The sequence below is a fragment of the Halopelagius inordinatus genome (assembly GCF_900113245.1).
Classification (GTDB): Archaea; Halobacteriota; Halobacteria; order Halobacteriales; family Haloferacaceae; genus Halopelagius; species Halopelagius inordinatus.
Genome location: NZ_FOOQ01000006.1, coordinates 17,641 through 36,915, shown reverse-complemented (window position 1 = coordinate 36,915; position 19,275 = coordinate 17,641). Strand labels below are relative to the sequence as shown.

The 19,275-nt window shown below is 62.7% G+C and carries 18 protein-coding genes; 10 read left to right on the top strand and 8 right to left on the bottom strand.

From position 1 onward, the window contains the following. Positions 1-30 precede the first annotated feature (30 nt). A complete protein-coding gene (locus BM167_RS18730) occupies positions 31-243 on the top strand; it encodes an SDR family oxidoreductase (RefSeq protein WP_394327249.1) in 213 nt (70 codons plus the stop codon). A gap of 153 nt (positions 244-396) precedes the next feature. Here BM167_RS18730 and BM167_RS15330 read toward each other — a convergent pair whose 3' ends face one another. Both BM167_RS15330 and BM167_RS15325 read right to left on the bottom strand, forming a co-directional pair. Then, a complete protein-coding gene (locus BM167_RS15330) occupies positions 397-1,620 on the bottom strand; it encodes a CaiB/BaiF CoA transferase family protein (protein ID WP_092893607.1) in 1,224 nt (407 codons plus the stop codon). Between the two features lies 1 nt (position 1,621). Beyond that, positions 1,622-2,782 (bottom strand): acyl-CoA dehydrogenase family protein, encoded by a 1,161-nt coding sequence (locus tag BM167_RS15325; RefSeq protein ID WP_092893606.1) that lies wholly within the window; start codon positions 2,780-2,782, stop codon positions 1,622-1,624. A 448-nt stretch (positions 2,783-3,230) separates the two neighbouring features. Here BM167_RS15325 and BM167_RS15320 point away from each other — a divergent pair, with 448 nt between their 5' ends. Beyond that, positions 3,231-4,022 (top strand): IclR family transcriptional regulator, encoded by a 792-nt coding sequence (locus BM167_RS15320; RefSeq protein WP_092893716.1) that lies wholly within the window; start codon positions 3,231-3,233, stop codon positions 4,020-4,022. 135 nt (positions 4,023-4,157) lie between these two features. Continuing rightward, positions 4,158-5,798 carry a thiamine pyrophosphate-binding protein gene (locus tag BM167_RS15315; protein ID WP_092893605.1) on the top strand — a complete coding sequence of 547 codons (1,641 nt, stop codon included), beginning with the start codon at positions 4,158-4,160 and terminating at the stop codon, positions 5,796-5,798. An 829-nt stretch (positions 5,799-6,627) separates the two neighbouring features. Here the strand turns inward: BM167_RS15315 and BM167_RS15310 are convergent. Together BM167_RS15310 and BM167_RS15305 are read right to left on the bottom strand one after the other, a co-directional pair. Beyond that, complete coding sequence (locus BM167_RS15310; RefSeq protein WP_092893604.1) at positions 6,628-7,068, bottom strand: hypothetical protein; 441 nt, start codon at positions 7,066-7,068, stop codon at positions 6,628-6,630. After that, a complete protein-coding gene (locus tag BM167_RS15305; RefSeq protein WP_092893603.1) occupies positions 7,065-7,583 on the bottom strand; it encodes a DUF7342 family protein in 519 nt (172 codons plus the stop codon). The genes BM167_RS15310 and BM167_RS15305 overlap by 4 nt, the downstream gene beginning before the upstream one ends. Positions 7,584-8,144: 561 nt before the next feature. Between BM167_RS15305 and BM167_RS15300 the strand changes: the two genes are divergently transcribed. From BM167_RS15300 to BM167_RS15275, 6 genes are all read left to right on the top strand, one after another. Then, positions 8,145-8,951: an aldo/keto reductase gene (locus tag BM167_RS15300; protein ID WP_092893602.1), complete on the top strand. Its 807-nt coding sequence runs from the start codon at positions 8,145-8,147 to the stop codon at positions 8,949-8,951. 203 nt (positions 8,952-9,154) lie between these two features. Beyond that, the gene (locus BM167_RS15295; protein WP_092893601.1) at positions 9,155-10,417 is read left to right on the top strand and encodes a mandelate racemase/muconate lactonizing enzyme family protein; all 1,263 of its coding nucleotides are present in this window, start codon (positions 9,155-9,157) and stop codon (positions 10,415-10,417) included. 451 nt (positions 10,418-10,868) lie between these two features. Next, the gene (locus BM167_RS15290; RefSeq protein ID WP_092893600.1) at positions 10,869-11,156 is read left to right on the top strand and encodes a DUF211 domain-containing protein; all 288 of its coding nucleotides are present in this window, start codon (positions 10,869-10,871) and stop codon (positions 11,154-11,156) included. Between the two features lie 7 nt (positions 11,157-11,163). Further along, on the top strand, positions 11,164-11,745 hold the full coding sequence (locus BM167_RS15285) for a VIT1/CCC1 transporter family protein (protein ID WP_092893599.1): 582 nt from the start codon (positions 11,164-11,166) through the stop codon (positions 11,743-11,745). A gap of 3 nt (positions 11,746-11,748) precedes the next feature. Next, positions 11,749-14,394 carry a cation-translocating P-type ATPase gene (locus tag BM167_RS15280; RefSeq protein ID WP_092893598.1) on the top strand — a complete coding sequence of 882 codons (2,646 nt, stop codon included), beginning with the start codon at positions 11,749-11,751 and terminating at the stop codon, positions 14,392-14,394. Beyond that, on the top strand, positions 14,384-14,707 hold the full coding sequence (locus tag BM167_RS15275) for a hypothetical protein (RefSeq protein WP_092893597.1): 324 nt from the start codon (positions 14,384-14,386) through the stop codon (positions 14,705-14,707). The genes BM167_RS15280 and BM167_RS15275 overlap by 11 nt, the downstream gene beginning before the upstream one ends. Here the strand turns inward: BM167_RS15275 and BM167_RS15270 are convergent. The 3 genes from BM167_RS15270 to BM167_RS15260 all read right to left on the bottom strand — a co-directional run bounded on the left by BM167_RS15270 (position 14,685) and on the right by BM167_RS15260 (position 16,656). Beyond that, positions 14,685-15,119: a toxin-antitoxin system TumE family protein gene (locus tag BM167_RS15270; RefSeq protein WP_092893596.1), complete on the bottom strand. Its 435-nt coding sequence runs from the start codon at positions 15,117-15,119 to the stop codon at positions 14,685-14,687. The genes BM167_RS15275 and BM167_RS15270 overlap by 23 nt on opposite strands. An 8-nt stretch (positions 15,120-15,127) precedes the next feature. Beyond that, the gene (locus tag BM167_RS15265; protein WP_092893595.1) at positions 15,128-15,661 is read right to left on the bottom strand and encodes a DUF7342 family protein; all 534 of its coding nucleotides are present in this window, start codon (positions 15,659-15,661) and stop codon (positions 15,128-15,130) included. Positions 15,662-15,804: 143 nt separating this feature from the next. After that, complete coding sequence (locus BM167_RS15260; protein ID WP_092893594.1) at positions 15,805-16,656, bottom strand: CPBP family intramembrane glutamic endopeptidase; 852 nt, start codon at positions 16,654-16,656, stop codon at positions 15,805-15,807. A gap of 263 nt (positions 16,657-16,919) precedes the next feature. Here BM167_RS15260 and BM167_RS15255 point away from each other — a divergent pair, with 263 nt between their 5' ends. Further along, positions 16,920-17,681 carry a LamB/YcsF family protein gene (locus BM167_RS15255; RefSeq protein ID WP_092893593.1) on the top strand — a complete coding sequence of 254 codons (762 nt, stop codon included), beginning with the start codon at positions 16,920-16,922 and terminating at the stop codon, positions 17,679-17,681. Between the two features lie 75 nt (positions 17,682-17,756). On the opposite strand, the gene BM167_RS15250 is transcribed toward BM167_RS15255, so the two are convergent. Continuing rightward, positions 17,757-19,109 (bottom strand): acetyl-CoA carboxylase biotin carboxylase subunit, encoded by a 1,353-nt coding sequence (locus tag BM167_RS15250; protein WP_092893592.1) that lies wholly within the window; start codon positions 19,107-19,109, stop codon positions 17,757-17,759. Positions 19,110-19,275 lie beyond the last annotated feature (166 nt).

Below are 19,275 nucleotides of genomic sequence, written 5' to 3'. Positions count from 1 at the left end.
GTCCCCGGTACGAGCGAACGAGAAGTAGCCATCGTCACCGGCGCCGGAAGCGGAATCGGGGCCGAGTGCGCCCGCACGCTCTCCGAGGAGGGGTACGAACTGGTCTCGATGTCTAAATCGAACGCCGCGACAGAGGTCGCCGACGAAATCGCGGACGTGGTCGCGTTCCTCGCATCCGACGACGCGAGCTACGTCACCGGCCAGAACCTCCGCGTTGACGGCGGACTCACGCGGTCGGTCTGAACCGGCTGGTGCGTTCCGCGCGCCGTTCGCAGACGTGGATCACGGGGCACCGCCCCGTTGTACTATCGCGAGCCCCGAAGGAGAACCTCCGGCGTTTGACCCCACGGACAATTGCTTCCGAACGACCGGTCGGCCCTCCGTCCGTCCCTCGCGTCAGGTCACGTCGTCCAGTAACTCGGCGACCGTCTCTTCGGAGTAGCCGAGTTCTCGCAGTATTTCGACCGTGTGCTCGCCCAAGTCGGGTGGATGGCGGGTGACGTCGGTCGGCGTTTCGGAGAAGTTCATCGGACTCCCCGGCATCGAGACCGGACCGACGGTCGGATGCTCGACCGTCCGGTGCATCCCTCTAGCTCGCACCTGCGGGTGTTCGAAGACGTCCTCCATATCGCGGACGGACGTGGCGGGAACGCCGCCGTCCTCCATGACCGCGACGAGTTCGTCTGTCGTGTACTCGCGCGTTTCGGACTCCAGTATCGCGTCGAGGGCCTCGCGGTTCGCGACGCGGTCCGCGTTCGTCTCGAACCGGTCGTCGTCTGTGAGGTCCGTCCGCCCGAGCGCGGCGCAGAACTTCGGCCAGAGCTTCTGCGAGGGGACGGCGACGACGGCGTAGCCGTCCCGCGTCGGGAAGGCCTGGTAGGGCGCGATTGTCGGATGTTTGTTCCCCATCCGCCCCGGCGAATCGCCCGTCGCGAAGTAGTACGACGCCATGTACGACATCCACGCCACCTGTCCGTCGAGGAGGCTGATGTCTATCTTCTGACCGCCGTTGCCGGAGAGTTCCCGGCGGAGGAGTGCCGCCAGTATCGACTGCGTCGCGTACATCCCCGTTCCGATGTCGGCGATGGCGACGCCGACGCGGACCGGAGGCCGCCCCTCTTCGCCCGTGATACTCATCATCCCGCCTTCGGCCTGAATGATGAGGTCGTAGGCGGGTCTGTCTCGGTACGGACCCCACTCGCCGTACCCGGAGAGAGAGCAGTACACGAGGTCGTCGTTCACCTCTCGGAGCGTCTCGTACCCGAGGTCCCACGACTCCATCTTCCCCACGCGGAAGTTTTCGAGGAGGACGTCCGCCTCGCTCGCGAGGTCGCGGAAGACCTCGCGGCCGCGTTCCGAGGAGAGATCGAGCGTCACGGACCGCTTGTTCCGGTTGACACTGAGATAGTACGCGCTTGTCTCGCTGTCGCCGTACGTCGGGGGGTGCCAGCCCCTCGTCTGGTCACCGGTTCCGGGGCGTTCGATCTTGACGACGTCCGCTCCGAGGTCGCCGAGTTGCATCGAGCAGAACGGCCCGGCGAGCACGCGCGAGGCGTCGAGAACGGTCAGTCCCGACAGGGGACCGTCGTTGCCGTCGGGATGTTCCGCTTCGCCGACCATCTCACTCGAACGCGGCGATGCCGGTGAGGTCTTGGCCCAACACGAGCGTGTGGATGTCGTGGGTCCCTTCGTAGGTGTACACGGTCTCCATGTTGGCCATGTGACGCATCGGCGAGTAGTCGGCCGTGATACCGTTGCCGCCGAGTATCTCGCGTGCGACGCGGCACTGATCGCGCGCCATCCGGACGTTGTTCCGTTTCGCCATCGACACGTGCTGCGGCGTGAGGTCGCCGCGCTCCTTCAGGTCGCCGAGGCGGTGGGCGAGCAGTTGGGCGAGGCTTATCTGGGTCGCCATCTCGGCTAGCTTCTCCTGTTGGAGCTGAAACCGCGCGATGGGGCCGCCGAACTGGTCGCGGTCTTTCGCGTACGCTCGGGCCGTCTCGAACGCGTCGCGGGCGGCGCCGACCGCACCCCACGCGATTCCGTAGCGAGCCTGCGTCAGACACGAGAGCGGTCCCTTCATCCCCTCGACTCCGGGGAGCACGTTCTCCTCGGGTATCCGCACGTCGTTCAGGCCTATCTCGCCCGTGATGGACGCGCGCAGCGAGAGTTTCTCTTTTATCTCGTTCGTGGTCACGCCGTCGCGGTCGGTTTCGACCAGGAAGCCGCGAACCGCGTCGTCGTTCGAGCGGTCTTTCGCCCAGACGACCGCGACGTCGGCTATCGGCGAGTTCGTTATCCACGTCTTCGACCCGTTGAGCACCCAGCCGTCTTCGTCTCGCTCCGCGTGCGTCTCCATTCCCGCGGGGTCCGACCCGTGTTCGGGTTCGGTCAGTCCGAAACAGCCGACGGCGTCGCCCGTTCCGAGTTTCGGGAGCCAGGTCTCCTTTTGCGTCTCGCTCCCGTACGCGTATATTGGGTACATGACGAGCGCACCTTGGACGCTCGCCATCGACCGCAGGCCGGAGTCGCACGCTTCCAACTCCTGCATCAGCAGGCCGTAAGCGGTCTCAGAGACGCCCGGGAGGCCGTATCCGTCGAGGTTCGGCGCGTAGAACCCCATCTCGCCCATCTCCGGGATGAGTTCGGTCGGGAACGTCCCCTCGATGTAGTGGTCGCCGACGTCCGGACGCACTTCCTCGTCGACGAACTCTCGGGCCGTGTCTCGTATGAGTCGTTCTTCGTCGGTCAGGTCCGCACCGAGGTCGAGGTAGTCGAGCATTTTGAGTACCGTTCGTAATTATAACTGTCAGATAATACCGTTTTCGCATCGTCGCGGACTCGAAGACCGGACAGAGATTCTACGAGCACTCCTCGGAGACTGCGTCACGCGTACAGTTCGAGGAGCACGCGGCGTCGTCTCCGTCCGGGTGGTCTCCGACCGCGTGTTCGACCTCATCGTCCGTCTCGTAGTCGGCGGTGCACATATAACCGGAAGCGATTACTCACCGTGAAACACCGGAGCGCGAGATTTTGAACGCGGCTCGGCGACTTCGTCGCCTCTCGGACCGCGATCGAGTCGGAGAGAGCCTTAAAACCTCTCTCGTACGCGGTTGCGCGTCGATAACCGGCCGACGCGGTCCGAACGAGCGTTCGCCCGTCGGAAACGAACATTGTAGCAGTTTCTCGATGGGAAATAATCATGTGCTCGGAGCGTGAGAGACCGACCGATGGAAGACTGGAAACCCGGAGGAGCGAACCCGGAGACCGAGGGCTCGACGATTCAGAGCATCGATACCTCGTTCGCCGTCGTGACAGCGCTTCGAGAGCGAAACGGGGCGGGCGTGACCGAACTGGCCGAGGAGACGGGCCTGTCGAAGAGTTCGGTTCACAAGCACCTCCGCTCGCTCGTGAAGCACGATTTCGTGGTGAAAGAGGGCAACGAGTACCGCATCGGACTCCGCTATCTCGACTTCGGAGCCCACGCCCGCGCACAGATACCGGCGTCGAGGGAGATAACGCAGAAGTTGCGCGAACTCGCGAGCGAAGCGGGCGAGAGCGTCCAGTTTGCGGTCGAAGAGCGGGGGAGAGCGGTCGTTCTCTACCGAGACGTGAGTCAAGGCGGCGTCTACTCGCGGGGGCGAGTGGGGCGTCGGTTCTACCTCCACCAGACCGCCGCGGGAAAAGCGATCCTCTCTCGGCGCTCGGACCAGTGGATACGCGAGATTCTCGACCGGTACGGTCTCCCGAAGACCACACCGCACACCATCGGCGACGAAGCGACGCTGTTCGAGGAACTCGCGGAGGTCAGAGAGCGCGGCGTCGCGTTCAACAACGAGGAGAGCACCGAGGGTCTCCGATCCGTCGCCGTCCCGGTTACGGGCCCCGATGGGGACGTCCTCGGGGCGTTCGCCGTCGCCGGGCCGACGCACCGACTCACGGACGCGCGATTCGAGACGGAGATACCGAACCTCCTTCGGAGCGTCGTCAACGAACTCGAACTGAACCTCGCGCACTCGTAGCGCCGAGCGAACCTCTCTGCGGGCGGTTTCCGACCCATCGACGTGGGTTCGGAGCGCGTCTCGACTGCTCGACTGACGACCGGTCGTCGTCGGTCCAACGCTACGCTTAATAGCCGCCTCGAAGACAGCAGCGGTATGCGCGTCAGCAGAGCCGTCGTCGACTGTCTCGTAGCGAACGGTATCGACACCGTGTTCGGTATCCCGGGAAAGCAGTCTCTCCCGCTCAACGAGGCTATCGACGACGACGACTCGCTCCGGTTCGTGACCGCGCGGCACGAAACCGCGGTCTCTCACCAAGCGTGGGGGTACGCCGAAACGAGCGGCGAGATGGCGGGTACGGTCGTCGTTCCCGGTCCGGGGGACATGAACGCGATGAACGGCCTGAAGAACGCACTGAACGACTGCACGCCGCTTCTCCACGTCGCGATAGAGACCGAACCGGAGCTTCGCGGAGGCGACGCGATTCACGAAACGCCTCCGGATACGTACGACAACGTGGTGAAACGGAACGTCGTAGTGAAGAATCCCGAGTCGACGCTCGTCGAGGTGCAACGAGCGATCGAGGCCGCGAAAACCCCGCCGATGGGGCCGGTTCGCGTCGGGATTCCGAAGAACTACCTGCCGATGGACGTCGCTCTGGCAGACCCCGGTTCGAGGACGCGTTCGGCGAGTCGTTCCCCGCCGGACGAGGCGATAGAGAACGCCGCGGAACGACTCGCCGCGTCGGAGCGACCGATTATCGTCGCCGGCGGGGGTATCCGCTCCGCCGAGGCGAGCGAGGAGTTGCGCGCCGTTGCGGAGCGACTCGACGCGCCCGTCGTCACGACGTACAAGGGGAAGGGTGTGCTACCGGGCGCTCACGAACTGTGTATCGGCGCGCTGGGCGGGAGCGCGAGCACCGAGCTCTTAGCGTGCATCGGCGAGTCGGACGTCGCGCTGGCCGTCGGGACCGATCTGGACGCGCTCGCGACTCGGGGGTGGTCCGTCGAGGTTCCCGAGTCACTGATTCACGTTACTCTCGACGCCGGTGACCTCGGAACCGGATACGAACCCGAACTCGGAATCGTCGCGGACGCACGCGAGACGCTCACCGAACTGGACTCTTCGTTGCGTGAGCGCGCGGTTCGAAGCGCCGGGGACCGTTCCCGCGCGAACGACGTGAACACGAAGACGGAGACCCGACTGGAGAGGCTGGTCGGCTCTACACCGCCGATCACGTCCGTCGAAGCGCTCCGAACGGTCCGGGAGGTACTGCCCGACGAGACCATCGTGACCGCCGACGCCGGTGGGTCGAAGGTGTGGGCTCTCAACGCGTTCGACGCCTCCGGTCCCCGACGGTACGTCAACCCTGGGTCGTGGGCGACGATGGGAACCGGACTGCCCTCTGCGATCGGTGCGCAGTTGGCGAATCCCGATTCTCCGGTGGTCAGTTTGACCGGGGACGGAGGACTGATGATGTGCGTACACGAACTCCACACGGCCGTCTCGGAGGATCTTCCCATCACGGTTATCGTTCTGAACAACGCCGACTACGCGATCATAAGCGAGGAAGCCGAGCGGAACTACGAACTGCAACCGCAGGAGTACGGGTGGAGTCACGCGCCGATCGACTTCTCGTCCGTCGCGGCGGGGATGGGCATGCAGACCGCGCGGGCCGACGCGCCGGAGGAAATCCGCGAGGAGGTCACGAGAGCCGTCGGGACCGACGAACCCGTCCTCGTCGAGACGAAGACCGACCCCGCAGAACCGCAGGCGACCGCTTGGATGCAAGACTGATGATACTCGAACGGGGTTCCTCGTCGCTTCGACCGATATCCACGAGGTAGCCGTGAAGCGCCAGGGCAGACAGGGGAAGTCACGCCGAGCGACCTGTCCGGAAACTCGCCGAGACCGGGCCGAGAACCCGAGGACTGACTCGATAGTTCGTAACTACCTTCAGAAGGCGGAGCGGTACACTCTCGTTCGCGTGGGGGCCGCAATCGAGGACGTACGTATCACTCGATTTCGTGACGGTGGTCGGTGGTAGAGGCGGTTTATCCAGTATTGACTCTGAAACGCCCGCTCGATATATCCGTTATACTGCGAGACACCTACCTGAGTCGTTCCAGAACGAAATAGCGCCAGAAACTGCAACGACCAACCATGCGACTATCGTAACGCTGTCTCCCTCCACGAATCCGGCTACGGCGAGAGCCAAGCCGAGGAGAATCCGGATGCCGTACAGAAGGTACCGAAGGCTCATACCCGAGAGAGGCCAAGACTGGATATATTCTGCGCCGATTAGTGCGTAAGCGCTAGTCCGTGATCGTCTCTGAATCGTTTTGCGAAGGACCCGCGAGAACGAGAACCGCCGTTCGCGAACGCCGGGTGACCGAATATGAGCGTCTTCTGTCGTCGGTTCGAACTCGTCACTACCGTCCATCTCTAGAGGTAGTCTGCCGACAACAATGGTGGTTTGGAGAACCCTACTCTGGGAACCTCTGTGTTATCACTTGTACACAGGAGTTGAGACCGGCGTTCTCAATGCATACGGCGTGTCTGATACTGTTCAAGATGAACCTCCCGAGGGGTAGTAGAGCTGCGCCTCCCTACACCGAGACGTGAATTAGAGCTCTGCTGTATAGTCGGGAATCACGGTCTCGAAGAGATCATTACAGCACTCCCAGAGGAGTTTCGGAGGAGACTCTGCTTCGAACACGGCCTCCTCGTAATGTGGCGTCTCCATCGAAACAGTCTGGTACTGAAAGTGCGCCGCGCCGAGATCGTTGTGAGCCTCATCTTGGTGCCAGCCGCAATGGAACTCCTGATTCGGATCGGCGTAGTCGATTCTGAATTCGTCGTGGGGCGGCGTCAGTTTCCAATGGACCTCGAGTTGTGGTGACTCAGGTCCGGTCGGCGGAACGACTCGCTGTGGGTCGATCTCAGCGGCGAGATACCGTTTCTGGATCGCGTCTGGTTCGAACCAGACAGAGACGGCCTCGGCTTGCCGCTCCAGTACGTCCTTGAGCGTCCGATAGAGAGCCGGATTTTCCGCTCCAGGATTCATGCGGAGGCAGAGCGCCGCTCACCGGGGAAGCGGTCGTAGAGCCGGAGCGCGTCTTCGACTAGGCGACGGCGCGTCTCGAGGTGGTCCCACTCGCGGGCCGCCTGACGACGTTCGCGCTCATCTTCGACGTCGTCTATCCTCCCGAGGCTCGCACGGAGTTCGTTGGGGGTTTCGACATCGTACTCGGTCTTCCACGTTCGAATCTGCTCGTTCATCTCTTCGAGACTCGCGGCGAGGTCGTCAGGTGAATGGTCTTCGTAGAGTTCGCGCATCTCGATGAGGTACTGACCCACGGGATCAGGCTCGTATGTGGTCTGCTGGCCGCGTGTATCCGCGTTCAGTTTGCCGTCGTCGGTGAGGCGTTTGAGGTACTTCGCCGCCGTCTCGTGGGCAACCTCAGCCTCTGTGGCGATCCAGTTGGCCGTTCGAGGTTCACTGACGGTGAGTGCGACTGCTTCGACGCGCTCGGCCGCCGACAGGCCGTCAGTCCAGCTTCGATCCGGTTCGTCGTTCATGACTACGCTTACACCGTCAATACAGAAATAATTTGAGGTGATTCAGATTATATCGAATACGATGTGTCCTGGGTAGACTGTCGACATTCTTGAGGAGAGTTAGGCGCGTGGTGGAATGTCTGATAAGAGCCGAATCGTTCGAACTTCCAAGCGGCTGATTTTGTATAGCACTATATGATTGATTTATCTGCTGTGATACGCTGGATTCCAGATATTCAGGGGGAGAAAGCCTGTGAAGGGGGAATCCGCCTTGGTTCTTCATACTTACGTGTAGATGACTACACGAAAGTGAATTTAACGGGGTCCGCGCTGTACCCTCCTCCCAGCCGATGGCAGCCACGAAATCCCGGGGTTACAGCCCGCGAAACGCTCATCCATCTGGGGGCACCCTCCGCGACGACCGATGACAAACGCAAATTCGTCGATGCGGTGACTCCGTCGATCGTCTACGCGAGTATCATAAAATCGGAGAATCGACGAACGAGTAGAACCGAGCTACCTCGGTTTCTCGGCCTACCTTCCCGACGAAAGGGTTTACACTCACGTCCGAGGATATGATGTATGGTAGCAACACTGCCCCCCATCGGAATCGGAACGTGGCAGAACTCGGATCCAGAGCAGTGCGCAGATTCGGTCCGAACTGCCCTCGAATTGGGATATCGGCACGTGGACACCGCAGAGCACTACGGGAACGAACAATCTGTCGGTGAGGGCATCGAACGTGCCGCGGTCCCTCGCGAGGAGGTGTTCCTCGCCACCAAGATCCACCCGGTCACGGGGGGGCTGACGTACGACGAAGTCATAGAGGAAGCCGATGCGAGCATGAACCGGCTGGGTGTCGAATATCTCGACCTTCTGTACGTCCACTGGCCAGTCGGTGATTACGAGGCTACGGCGACGTTGCGGGCGTTCGATGACCTCGTTGACGACGGCCTCGTCCGGAACGTGGGTGTCTCGAACTTCGATATCGATCTCCTTGACGAGGCGAGACGGACCCTCGAAACACCCCTGTTCGCACACCAAGTGGAACTGCACCCGTTCTTGCCCCAACCGGAACTGATAGACGATGCGCAGAGACGCGACTACAACCTAGTCGCGTACTCACCGCTCGCACGGGGCGAGGCACTCGATCACCCGACGATTCGCGATATCGCGGACCGGCACGGAACCTCCCCCGCCAGAGTGTGTCTCAGTTGGGTGACGAGTCACGATAACGTCGTCGCCATCCCGAAGGCCACCTCACGCCGACACCTCGAAGACAACCTCGCCTCGAACGAACTCGAATTAGACGAAAACGACATCGCCAGTATCGACGCGATCGAACAGCGCAAACGGTTCGTCGAGCGTGACGGTGCGCCGTGGCAGTAATCCGGACGGCTCGACCGCAGTCACGTTCAGAGCGTGCAAGCCACCGAAAATCTCACTCCCAGAAGACGTCGTCCCGTTCGACGGAGGGGCACGTCGGACCGCATTGGGATGGACTCGGTCGCCGTACTCGATACCCACTCGACGAGCGCGTTCTGATCCCGTTCGGGAAAAGTTCATGTTAATTGGTTTCGATATCTGATATCATGCCACGTTCGAGGTACGAGCACCTGGTAACGGAGATGAACGCAGGGGTCGGCTGGCGAAACCTCTCCGACGATGGGATGCGGCGCGAGCCTACTCGGAACGTCGAGATAACGGCCGTCGAAAATCGAGTTCTCGGGGGGAACTTCCCGTGGAACCTGGTAACTGTCGAGACGGACGCCGGGGTCCGCGGGTACGGGGAGGCCTTCTGTGGGCCGATTAGCGAACATATCGACTACCTCGAAACCTCTCTCGTCGGCGAGAATCCGTACGACGTCGAACGACTCACAGAGCACATGACTCAGACGCTCTCGGGACTCGCCGGAGGCGAAGGGTATTCGCAAGCTGCCGTTTCTGGCGTCGAAACGGCGCTTTGGGACCTCGCCGGGAAACTCACTGAACTTCCCGTGTATCAGTTGCTCGGCGGAAAGTTTCGCGACGCAGTAGATATCTACTGCGACTGCCATGCGGGCGAACATCTGGGCGAAGCCGACGAGGACCCCCACGAAAAGTACGACCCCGAAGTGTACGCAGACGTCGCCGAAGAGGTCGTGAACGAGGGGTTCGACGCGCTGAAGTTCGACCTCGACGTCGCACCGGGTGACACCGACACGGCCACTCGCCGACTCTCGAACGCCGCCGTCCAGCACAAGGTCGATATCGTAGATGCGATTCGGAACAGAATCGGGACGGAACCGACGCTCGCGTTCGATCTGCACTGGAGCTTCACCGTCGAAACCGCACTCCGGGTCGCACGGAAACTGGAACCCTACGACCTCGCGTGGTTGGAAGACCCGGTGCCCCCCGAGAACGCGGACTCTCACCGGCGAGTCACCGAAGGAACGCACACGCCGATATTGGCGGGCGAAAACCTCGTCCGCGTCGAAGGGTTCCTTCCATTCTTCGAGGCGGGAGCCATAGACATCGCTGCACCCGATATCCAAAAGTGCGGGGGGCTGAGCGAGTTCCGGAAGATTTCGACGCTCGCGGACGCCTACGACGTTCCCGTCACGCCGCACAACGTCGCGAGTCCCGTCGGTACCATGGCGTCCGTCCACGCCTGTGCTACCGTTCCGAACGCCTTCGCCTTGGAGTATCACGCCCGCGACGTGGACTGGTGGGACGACCTTCACACGAGCGATTCGCTCATCGAGGACGGCCAGATCGCTCTTCCGGAAGAACCGGGCCTCGGAATCGACGTGAATATCGACGTGATAAACGAACGACTCGCCGCGGGCGAGGAACCACTCGAAGCCGAACCGTAACGGTGGCTTCTCGTCTCTGGTGAGGACCTGTCGGCCACGAGGGGACACCCGGGCGTTCGGCCTCTCCCGGACATCCGAATCGGTAGGCAGATTTCCGGGCTCGCCGGTTGTCTGCTGAGCAGTATCTGACCGGCTCTGCGACTCTTCTACGTCGGGAAACGCCCGAAACGGGAGTGATGGGCTCGAAGGAACTGGATGCAGTGCGCTGTAGAATCTTCCGATGGGTTGGATATCGTTCGGACGTAGAACGGCCGCCAGTTCTTGCACCAGTCCTGACGTCGAAGATACGTCTTTCGGCGTTCGATCACACAGCAACGCCTTCAAGTCGGTGACTGTTACCAACGGCCCACCGAATTCCACGGGCGGATTCCGAGTGGGGTTACCGTACCACGATTCAGATCGGGGAACGCGACCCCGAGATTAATCACCCGTGTGATGCAATCACTCACCAATGGTCGATGTAAGGCGACTCGTGCTGGATCTGTTGAAACCGCACGAACCGGACGTCGTCACGTTCGCCGAATCGGTAGCCGATTGCGACGGTGTCGCCGGTGTGAACGTCGTCTTGGTGGAGACTGACAAGGAGGTCCAAAACGTGAAGCTGACCATCGAAGGCGACTCCGTTCCGGTCGACGCCGTCCACGATACCGTCGAGGACCTCGGCGGCACGGTACATTCTATCGACGAGGTAGTCTGCGGGGAGAGCGTCGTCGAAGAAAGCAAAACACCACAGGACTGAGAACTTCATGACCTCCCGTCTGAAACGTCTGCTGCGGGCGCTAGAGCGAGACGACGTCCGCTCCATCTCGCGGCGATACTTCATCTCGAACGGCTTCGACGGCGCACTCACGAGCGTCGGCGTCGCCGTCGGTTCGTACCTCTCGGGAATCCCCGACGGTCTGACCGTCTTCAAGATCGGTATCGGAGCCGCAATCGGGCTGGGCACGTCCGGCGTCTGGAGCGTCTGGGAGATCGAGCGCGCGGAAAAGCGAGCCGAACTCAAGCGCATCGAAGACGCCATGTTGACCGACCTCGACGAGACACAGATTCAGCGCGACAAGGCCGGTGCCCGTCAGGTGAACGCGTTGATGAGCGGTATCGGTCCAGTCATCGGCGTCGTGTTCCCGATGATTCCGTTCCTCCTCGAAGAGTCGCTCTTGAGCATGCGCGGGGCCACGCTGGCCTCCGTCGGCGTCGCCGTATCCATCCTCTTCGTGTTCGGTGCGTACCTCGCCGATATATCTGAACAGAACTGGATCGTGGCCGGTGCCCGGATGGGTCTGGCCGGTATCGTCGTTGCGTTTCTGAACATGGTTTTACCCGGGTGACCTATGGCCTGGCACGACCGACCTCTCGACGTCGTATTCGAGGACGTGGCCAGCGATGCTGACGGTCTCTCGACCGAGGAGGCCCGACGGCGGTTCGAGGAGTTCGGCGCTAACGAGATAACGAGCGAGGAAGGCAAAGGACCCCTCGATGTTCTCGTCTCGCAGTTTTCCAGCGGTTTGGTACTCGTCCTCGTGGGCGCCGCGGTGCTGTCGGTCGCGGTCGGGCACGTCGTCGACGCCGTCCTCATCACGGTTATCCTGTTCGCCAACGGCGTCTTCGGGTTCGTCCAAGAGTACCGCGCCGAACGGAGTCTCGAAGCGCTTCGGGAACTGGCCGCCCCGACCGTGACGGTTCACCGAGACGGGACGCGACAGGAGGTCGATATCGGGGAGGTCGTACCCGGGGACGTGCTGGTGCTCGAACAGGGCGACGCGGTCCCGGCAGATGCTCGAACCGTCGAGTCGGCGAGCCTGCAGGTCGACGAGGCACCTCTGACCGGCGAGAGCGTTCCCGTCGAGAAACGCTCGGAGGAACTCGACAGTGAGACGCCGCTGGCCGAGCGTGAGAATATGATCTACCGGGGCACGACGGTCACTCGCGGTCGGGGCGAGGCGGTCGTCGTCGAGACGGGCATGGCCACCGAGATGGGGGCTATCGCGACCGAACTCGCGGCGGCCGAGACGCGCCAGACGCCACTCCAGCGGGACTTGGACCGTCTCGGTCGACGGCTCGGAATCGGCGTTGTCGTCCTCTCGGCGCTCGTGGTTCCGTTCTTGGTGTTTCGCGGGACTGCTCTGTTGTCTGCGGCGCTGACGGCCATCTCGCTGGCTGTCGCCGCCATCCCCGAGGGCTTGCCGGCGGTCGTCACGTTGACGCTGGCGCTGGGCGTCCAGCAGATGGCCGACGAGAACGCGCTCGTCCGGACCCTCCCGGCCGTCGAGTCACTCGGTTCGGTAGACGTCGTCTGCACGGACAAGACCGGGACGCTCACCGAGGGGGAGATGCACGTTGCTCGCCTCTGGGTCCACGACGAGGTGATAGACGGCGCGTTCGACCCGGAAGACGACCGCGTCGGAACCCTGCTCCGGGTCGGGGCGCTGTGCAACGACGCCGACGACGAGCGCGGCGAACCGACCGAGCGGGCCTTGCGTCAGGCCGCCATCGAAGCGGGTATCGACGTCGACGCGCTCCGAAACGATTTCCCCCGGGAGGACGAAGTGCCCTTCTCGTCGGACCGCAAGCGGATGGCGACCGTTCATCCCGACCGCATCCGCGTGAAGGGCGCTCCCGAAGTCGTCTTGGAGCGGTCGACACGCGTCTTGACCGCCGACGGCGTCGTAGAGTTAGACGAGGCGACTCGAACGCGGATTCGAGAGCGGACCGAAACGTTCGCCGACGACGCCCTGCGCGTCCTCGCGTTTGCCGACAAGTCGACTGACGACGGTGGCGGTCCCGAGGAGAACCTCGTGTTCATCGGCCTCCAGGGACTCATCGACCCCGCCCGACCCGAGGTCGCAGACGCGATTACCGAAACCTACGCCGCGGGTATCGACGTGAAGATGATCACGGGCGACAATCGTCGGACTGCGCGGGCAATCGGACGCGAGGTCGGCATCGAATCCGACGTCCTGACCGGTCCGGAACTGGACGCGATGGACGACGCCGAACTGCGCGAACGCGTCAAAGACGTGGATATCTACGCGCGGGCGACGCCAAGCCACAAGGTGCGCATTCTGCGCGCGCTACAAAAAGGGGGACGGACGGTCGCGATGACGGGCGACGGCGTCAACGACGCGCCCGCACTCAAGAACGCCGACGTCGGCATCGCCATGGGCATCCGGGGCACGGACGTCGCTAAGCAAGCCAGCGACATCGTTCTCCTCGACGACAACTACGCGACCATCAAGAACGCCATCCGGCGCGGGCGGACCATCTTCGACAACGTGTGGAAATTCGTCGCCTACCTCTTGTCGGCCAATCTCGCGGAGGTACTGCTGGTTTTCGTCGCGTCCCTCTTTGGTTACCTCGTCCTCCCCGCCGTTCAACTGCTCTGGATCAACTTGCTGACCGACGGCCTCCCGGCACTCGCACTCGGAGCCGACTCCGCGTCCGGCGACGTGATGCGTCGGGAACCCCGTGAATCCGCTGGCGGTATCATCGACCGACCGATGACGGCGCTCATCGGCGGCGTCGGTCTGACGACCACAGTCGTCCTCCTCGGCGTGATGTTTCTCACGCTGAACGGGGCGCCTGAAGTGACGCCGTACGTCATGACGATGGTGTTCACCGGGTTCGTCGTCTTCGAGTTCGCCAAACTGTACGTAGTTCGCTGGTCCCGCGGGACGCCGCCGCTCACGAACCGCTGGCTAGCGGGCGCCGTCGTTGCGTCGTTCGCGCTACATCTGTCGGTGCTGTACACGCCACTGAACCAGTACTTCGGGACGGTTCCGCTGGGCATCGACGATTGGGTACGTCTCCTGGCGGCACTCGCCGTCGCCGTTCCCGGATTCATCGGCGTCGCGTGGTACGTCCGGCGGACGACCCGCGAACACTGGACCACGCAGAACCGAACAGGCGACGAACCAGGCCGCCGAGAGGACGACGAACGGCCGAGGGAAACGACAGAACGGGGCCGAGATGTTCGTTGAACTCGGCCTGTTCGTACTGGGCCTCGCACTCCTCGTTTTCGGTGCGGACCGCGCCGTGACGTCAGCTGGCGACCTCGCGCTCTTCTACGGCGTCTCGCCGTTTTTCATCGGCGTGACGCTCATCTCGGTCGGTACGTCCGTCCCGGAGATTGTCGTCGCGGGAATCGCCGCTCACGAGGGGCGAGGCGGTATCTCCGTCGGGTCGATACTCGGCACTCGCGCCCGATTGGCTGCCGTATCCGGATGTTCGATGTCGGCCTCCGGGGCCAACGTTCGGGCACGGTGGCGTCTCACTCGCTCCAGAGGGTGGTGATCCGATTTTCGATACCGTCGAGGACGAGCGAAACGACGTCGCGGTGGTCGTCCGGCCACGACGCGTCCTCGCCGGGCGTCGGGGCGGTGGGTGGGGGATGGAAGTGATCTCGCGTATTGTGTGGATTCGGGTGTCGGTCCCACCGGCACTCCCACGTGCGGTCCGCGTGCTTTTCTCGATAGTGGAGTTTGAAGTCGTCGTTCGTGTACCAACGGACCGCCAACCGTGCCTCTTCGACGGTTGCGGGGTAGTACGACGGGGTAAAGGCGACGCGGAGTTCCAGATGACCGCTCGCATCCGTGACGGTCGCTCGGGAGACCTGTCTCGTCGCTCGGAGCCGCGTCTGGAGAAACTCCAGAATTGGACGATCGATAGGGGCAGGGCTCCCGCCATCGCCTGTCGGTGGCGTCATCGAGCGGGCTACCCGGACGCCCGTTCGCGCTCGCCGCCCGTGCGTTGCTGGCGCGCGCGTTCGTACCGGTCGCGCTCCTCGCGGGCGGTCGCCCAGTCGGCGAGGTCGCTGTACACGTCGTCGATGGTCCGCTCGTCGCTTTCCTCCGCGGCGGCGACGGCGTCGATTGCGGCCGGTGACGCGGCGTCGTACGTCGCCTCGTACTCGGTGATGCGCGACGTCAGCTCACGAACGCGCTCCTGCAGGTCCTCGACGGAATGGTCGGCCGCGAGCTGATTGATGCGTCGCCACGCGAAATACGCGTCATTCCGTTCGTAGGTGGTCGGATGGCCGTCGTGCCGGGTGACGATTCCCAACTTGCCGAACCAGCCGAGGTACTTTCGAGCGGTCTTGGGGTCACAGTCGGCGGCGTCGGCAATCGCGCTCGCCGCCGTCGGCTCGCGGGTCTGCAGGACGGTCCCGTAGATGCGTTGCTCGACGTCGTCGCTTCTGAACGCATCCTCGAACGGGGGCGGCCCATCGGAGGCGTCTGTCTCGGACATACTCGGGATTGCAGGCTGAGGGATATAATTCTTGCTTCGGGGAACAATTTCCTGACTCTACTTTGGCTGGGTCAACAGGCCGAGAATCGGGTACGGCAACCTTCGACAGATCAAACGCCGTCCGAGGCTGTCTCGATCAGTGGTCAGTCGTCCGTCGAGGAAGTCGTCTCTCGCCGGGACCAGACGAGAGCGGCCCTGTCTGGCCCGGTCACGCGCACGGTCAGGTAAACTACCGAGACGATGGCGACGTATTCGACGACAGCAACCACCAAGTGCAGGTCGGACGGGACGCTCACCGCGACGAAGAAAGGCGGATGATTCATCGTCGCGTGAAACAGGACGACAAGCACGAGGTTGCGCGTCAGCGCGTACACTGTCCCATAGGCAAGGGCCATGAGAATCAAACCGAGGAGTCGACCTGCCAGCGCAGCGCCGACCCCGTGCCCCGACGCGAGAAACCACCTCGGGAGATGAAAGAGAGCGAACAAGACGGCCGCGGTCACGATGCCGGAGACGACTGCACGACGCGTTTCGCCGCCGACGAGCGCGGTAAATTTCTGCTGGAGATAGGCACGAAAAACGAGTTCTTCCGGTAGCGCGGTGAACAACAACGAACTGAGGAGAGCCGAGAGATACAACAGCGGATGGGCCGCGACTCTCGACCACTTGGCCTCGAATCCGGGGAACCCACCCGACGCGAGGGCGAACGCGACCAGATTGTACACCGCCCAGAACGCGACGAGAACCGCAATCGCGGGAGCCAGTGTTCGAGCGGATGGGAGGACCGAACGCGGTGAGATTCCTTCGATTTTCAGCGCCCCGACGGCGAGTACGACGAGAAACGCTCCCCAGGCCATCCCCAAGAGGGGCGGCGGCGATGTCCCCGGGGATACGACCGTCAGTACGGTCAGGACGGCGATTACGAGGAGGTACGTTGCGACGGGGACCAGAGGTCCGCGCTCGAACGTCGACGGACCTTCGTCAGCACGCAACATCCCGACGGAGTACGACGGATTAGTGCAAAATATTTTCCATATATCGCTCCGAAGACGCCCGACGTAACCGTAGCTAGGGTGACTGCGTACCGGTCGCCGTCGGGAGAGTCACGGATCCGAGAGCGCTATCTCGATCGTACACCGCACAGAGATGGCCGATTTCCGTACTCGAACTGAAGCTCTAACGACCAACGCGACCGGACAGACGACCACGGTTCGAGTAGAGCCCGAGATATATTACGCCGCGCAGCGAACGACCGAACGTGGTTCAGATTGACATAAACTGCGACATGGGAGAGAGCTTCGGGAACTGGACGATGGGGCGAGACGAGGAAGTGATGCCCTACATCTCGTCGGCGAACATCGCAGGGGGGTACCACGGCGGCGACCCGCACGTGATGCGCGAGACTGTCACGCTCGCCGCGGAACACGGCGTCGGAGTCGGCGTCCACCCCGGCCTGCCGGACAAGATGGGGTTCGGTCGCCGGAAGATGGACGCCACCCCCGAAGAACTCAAGGATTACGTCACCTACCAGTTGGGCGCACTGCGGGCGTTCTGCGACCAGCACGGCGTCACCTTCCAGCACGTCAAGCCGCACGGTGCGATGTACTCGATGCTCTCTGAGAGCCCCGAACACGCCCGCGCCGTCATAGAGGGAATCCTCGATATCGACGACGATCTCGTCTACCTCGCGACGGACATGAATATCTACGAGGTCGCTCGGGAGTACGACGACCTCGACGCCGTTTTCGAGGGCTACGTCGACCTCGAATACAATCCGGATCGAAGTCTCATCGTCGAACAAGAAAAAGGGGCCCGCGACCCAGAGAAAGTCGCAGACCGCTTCGTCACGATCGCGACCGAAGGGCAGGTCGAGGCAGTCAACGGTGAACTGCTGGACGTACCGGCGGACAGCATCTGTATCCACGGCGACACGCCCAACGCCGTCGATATCTTGGAGGCGATACACGACCGCATCGACGAACACGACATCGAACTCGCGCCACTCCACGAAATCGTCTGACCGGTCCGAGACGGCGGCTTTCTCCCGGCCGAAGTCGACTGAACGGACCGGTCGCCGCGAACTGAACCGGCGACCCTACTCGCTGCGTTCGATATCGAGTTCCTCGTCGACGAATTTCGTGGTATGTTCGGCGTTCAGGAATCGCTCGTCTGCGAGCATCTGCTCGTGGAACGGAATCGTCGTCGGCACGCCCTCGATAGTGGTCTCCGCGAGAGCGCGTCTGCCGCGCCGGATGGCCTCGTGGCGGTCCTCCCCGGAGACGATGAACTTCGCGAACATCGAGTCGTAGAACGGCGGGACGCGGTCGCCTTGGTTGACGGCGTCGTCGACGCGCGTTCCGATACCGGTCGGCGGCCGGTACGTCGTCAGTTCACCGGGCATCGGTGAGAAGTCGTCTGCTGGCTTCTCCGCGTTGATTCGGAACTCGATGGCCGCACCGCGCGGTTCGACCGCGGACTGCGGGAACGACAACTCCTCGCCGTCCGCGATACGAATCTGCCACTTCACGATATCGATGCCGGTCACGGCCTCCGTGATGGCGTGTTCGACTTGGATGCGGGCGTTCACTTCGAGGAAGAAGAACTCGCCGTCCTCGTAGAGGAACTCGAAGGTTCCGGCGTTGACGTATCCCGCCTCGTCGGCACCGCGGCGCGCGGCCTCGCAGATTTCCTCGCGCGTCTCGTCGTCGAGGACGGGGCTGGGCGTCTCTTCGATGAGTTTCTGTTGGCGACGCTGCGTCGAGCAGTCGCGCTCTCCCAGATGGCGAACGGTTCCGTGTTCGTCGCCGAGAATTTGGACCTCGATGTGGCGAGGGTTCTCCAAGAATCGTTCGACGTACACGTTCGCGTTGTCGAAGTACGCCTCGCCCTCGCGCTTTGCGTCCGCGAACTGGTCGGCGATGTCTGCCTCCGAGCGGACGACTTTGAGGCCGCGGCCACCACCGCCGCCGTCGGCCTTGATAGCGACCGGGTAGCCGTGTTCGTCGGCAAATTCGCGGACTTCGTCGGCGCTCTCGACGGGGTCGGTGGTCCCCGGGACGATGGGGACGTCCGCGCGGTCCATGATCCGGCGGGCTTTCGTCTTCTCTCCGAACTCCGCCATCACGTCGCTGGGCGGGCCGATCCAGTTGAAATCGCTGTCCTCTACGTTCGCGGCGAACTCGGTGTTCTCGGCGAGGAAGCCGTACCCCGGGTGGATGGCGTCGGCGTCGGCCTCCCGTGCGGCCTCGATAATCGCGTCTTGGTCGAGGTAGCTTTCGCGTGCGACTGACGACCCGATATGGTAGGCGTCGTCGGCGAGGCGTACGTGTTTCGCCGTCTCGTCGGTATCGCTGTACACCGCGATAGCGTCGATACCGAGTTCGCGGCACGCCTGGATGATACGGATAGCTATCTCGCCCCGGTTGGCAATCAGAACACGGTCTGGCACGTTACGGGAGTACGGTCGATTTTCGATATCAGTCTTTGGGTTGGATGACATATCACCGTCTCGGAGTTGGTCCCTCCGAACACCGCCTCGTGTTCGCCGGAGGCGTCTCGTATTCTCCTCGAACGCGCGTCGAATCTGGGGTTTACCAGTATCTATAACTCGCTGA

Bases quoted from the DNA above. Each gene is read 5' to 3' on its own strand.
- BM167_RS15330 (WP_092893607.1), bottom strand. From the start codon at position 1,620: ATGGTCGGCGAAGCGGAACATCCCGACGGCAACGACGGTCCCCTGTCG.
- BM167_RS15325 (WP_092893606.1), bottom strand. From the start codon at position 2,782: ATGCTCGACTACCTCGACCTCGGTGCGGACCTGACCGACGAAGAACGA.
- BM167_RS15320 (WP_092893716.1), top strand. From the start codon at position 3,231: ATGGAAGACTGGAAACCCGGAGGAGCGAACCCGGAGACCGAGGGCTCG.
- BM167_RS15315 (WP_092893605.1), top strand. From the start codon at position 4,158: ATGCGCGTCAGCAGAGCCGTCGTCGACTGTCTCGTAGCGAACGGTATC.
- BM167_RS15310 (WP_092893604.1), bottom strand. From the start codon at position 7,068: ATGAATCCTGGAGCGGAAAATCCGGCTCTCTATCGGACGCTCAAGGAC.
- BM167_RS15305 (WP_092893603.1), bottom strand. From the start codon at position 7,583: ATGAACGACGAACCGGATCGAAGCTGGACTGACGGCCTGTCGGCGGCC.
- BM167_RS15300 (WP_092893602.1), top strand. From the start codon at position 8,145: ATGGTAGCAACACTGCCCCCCATCGGAATCGGAACGTGGCAGAACTCG.
- BM167_RS15295 (WP_092893601.1), top strand. From the start codon at position 9,155: ATGCCACGTTCGAGGTACGAGCACCTGGTAACGGAGATGAACGCAGGG.
- BM167_RS15290 (WP_092893600.1), top strand. From the start codon at position 10,869: ATGGTCGATGTAAGGCGACTCGTGCTGGATCTGTTGAAACCGCACGAA.
- BM167_RS15285 (WP_092893599.1), top strand. From the start codon at position 11,164: ATGACCTCCCGTCTGAAACGTCTGCTGCGGGCGCTAGAGCGAGACGAC.
- BM167_RS15280 (WP_092893598.1), top strand. From the start codon at position 11,749: ATGGCCTGGCACGACCGACCTCTCGACGTCGTATTCGAGGACGTGGCC.
- BM167_RS15275 (WP_092893597.1), top strand. From the start codon at position 14,384: ATGTTCGTTGAACTCGGCCTGTTCGTACTGGGCCTCGCACTCCTCGTT.
- BM167_RS15270 (WP_092893596.1), bottom strand. From the start codon at position 15,119: ATGACGCCACCGACAGGCGATGGCGGGAGCCCTGCCCCTATCGATCGT.
- BM167_RS15265 (WP_092893595.1), bottom strand. From the start codon at position 15,661: ATGTCCGAGACAGACGCCTCCGATGGGCCGCCCCCGTTCGAGGATGCG.
- BM167_RS15260 (WP_092893594.1), bottom strand. From the start codon at position 16,656: ATGTTGCGTGCTGACGAAGGTCCGTCGACGTTCGAGCGCGGACCTCTG.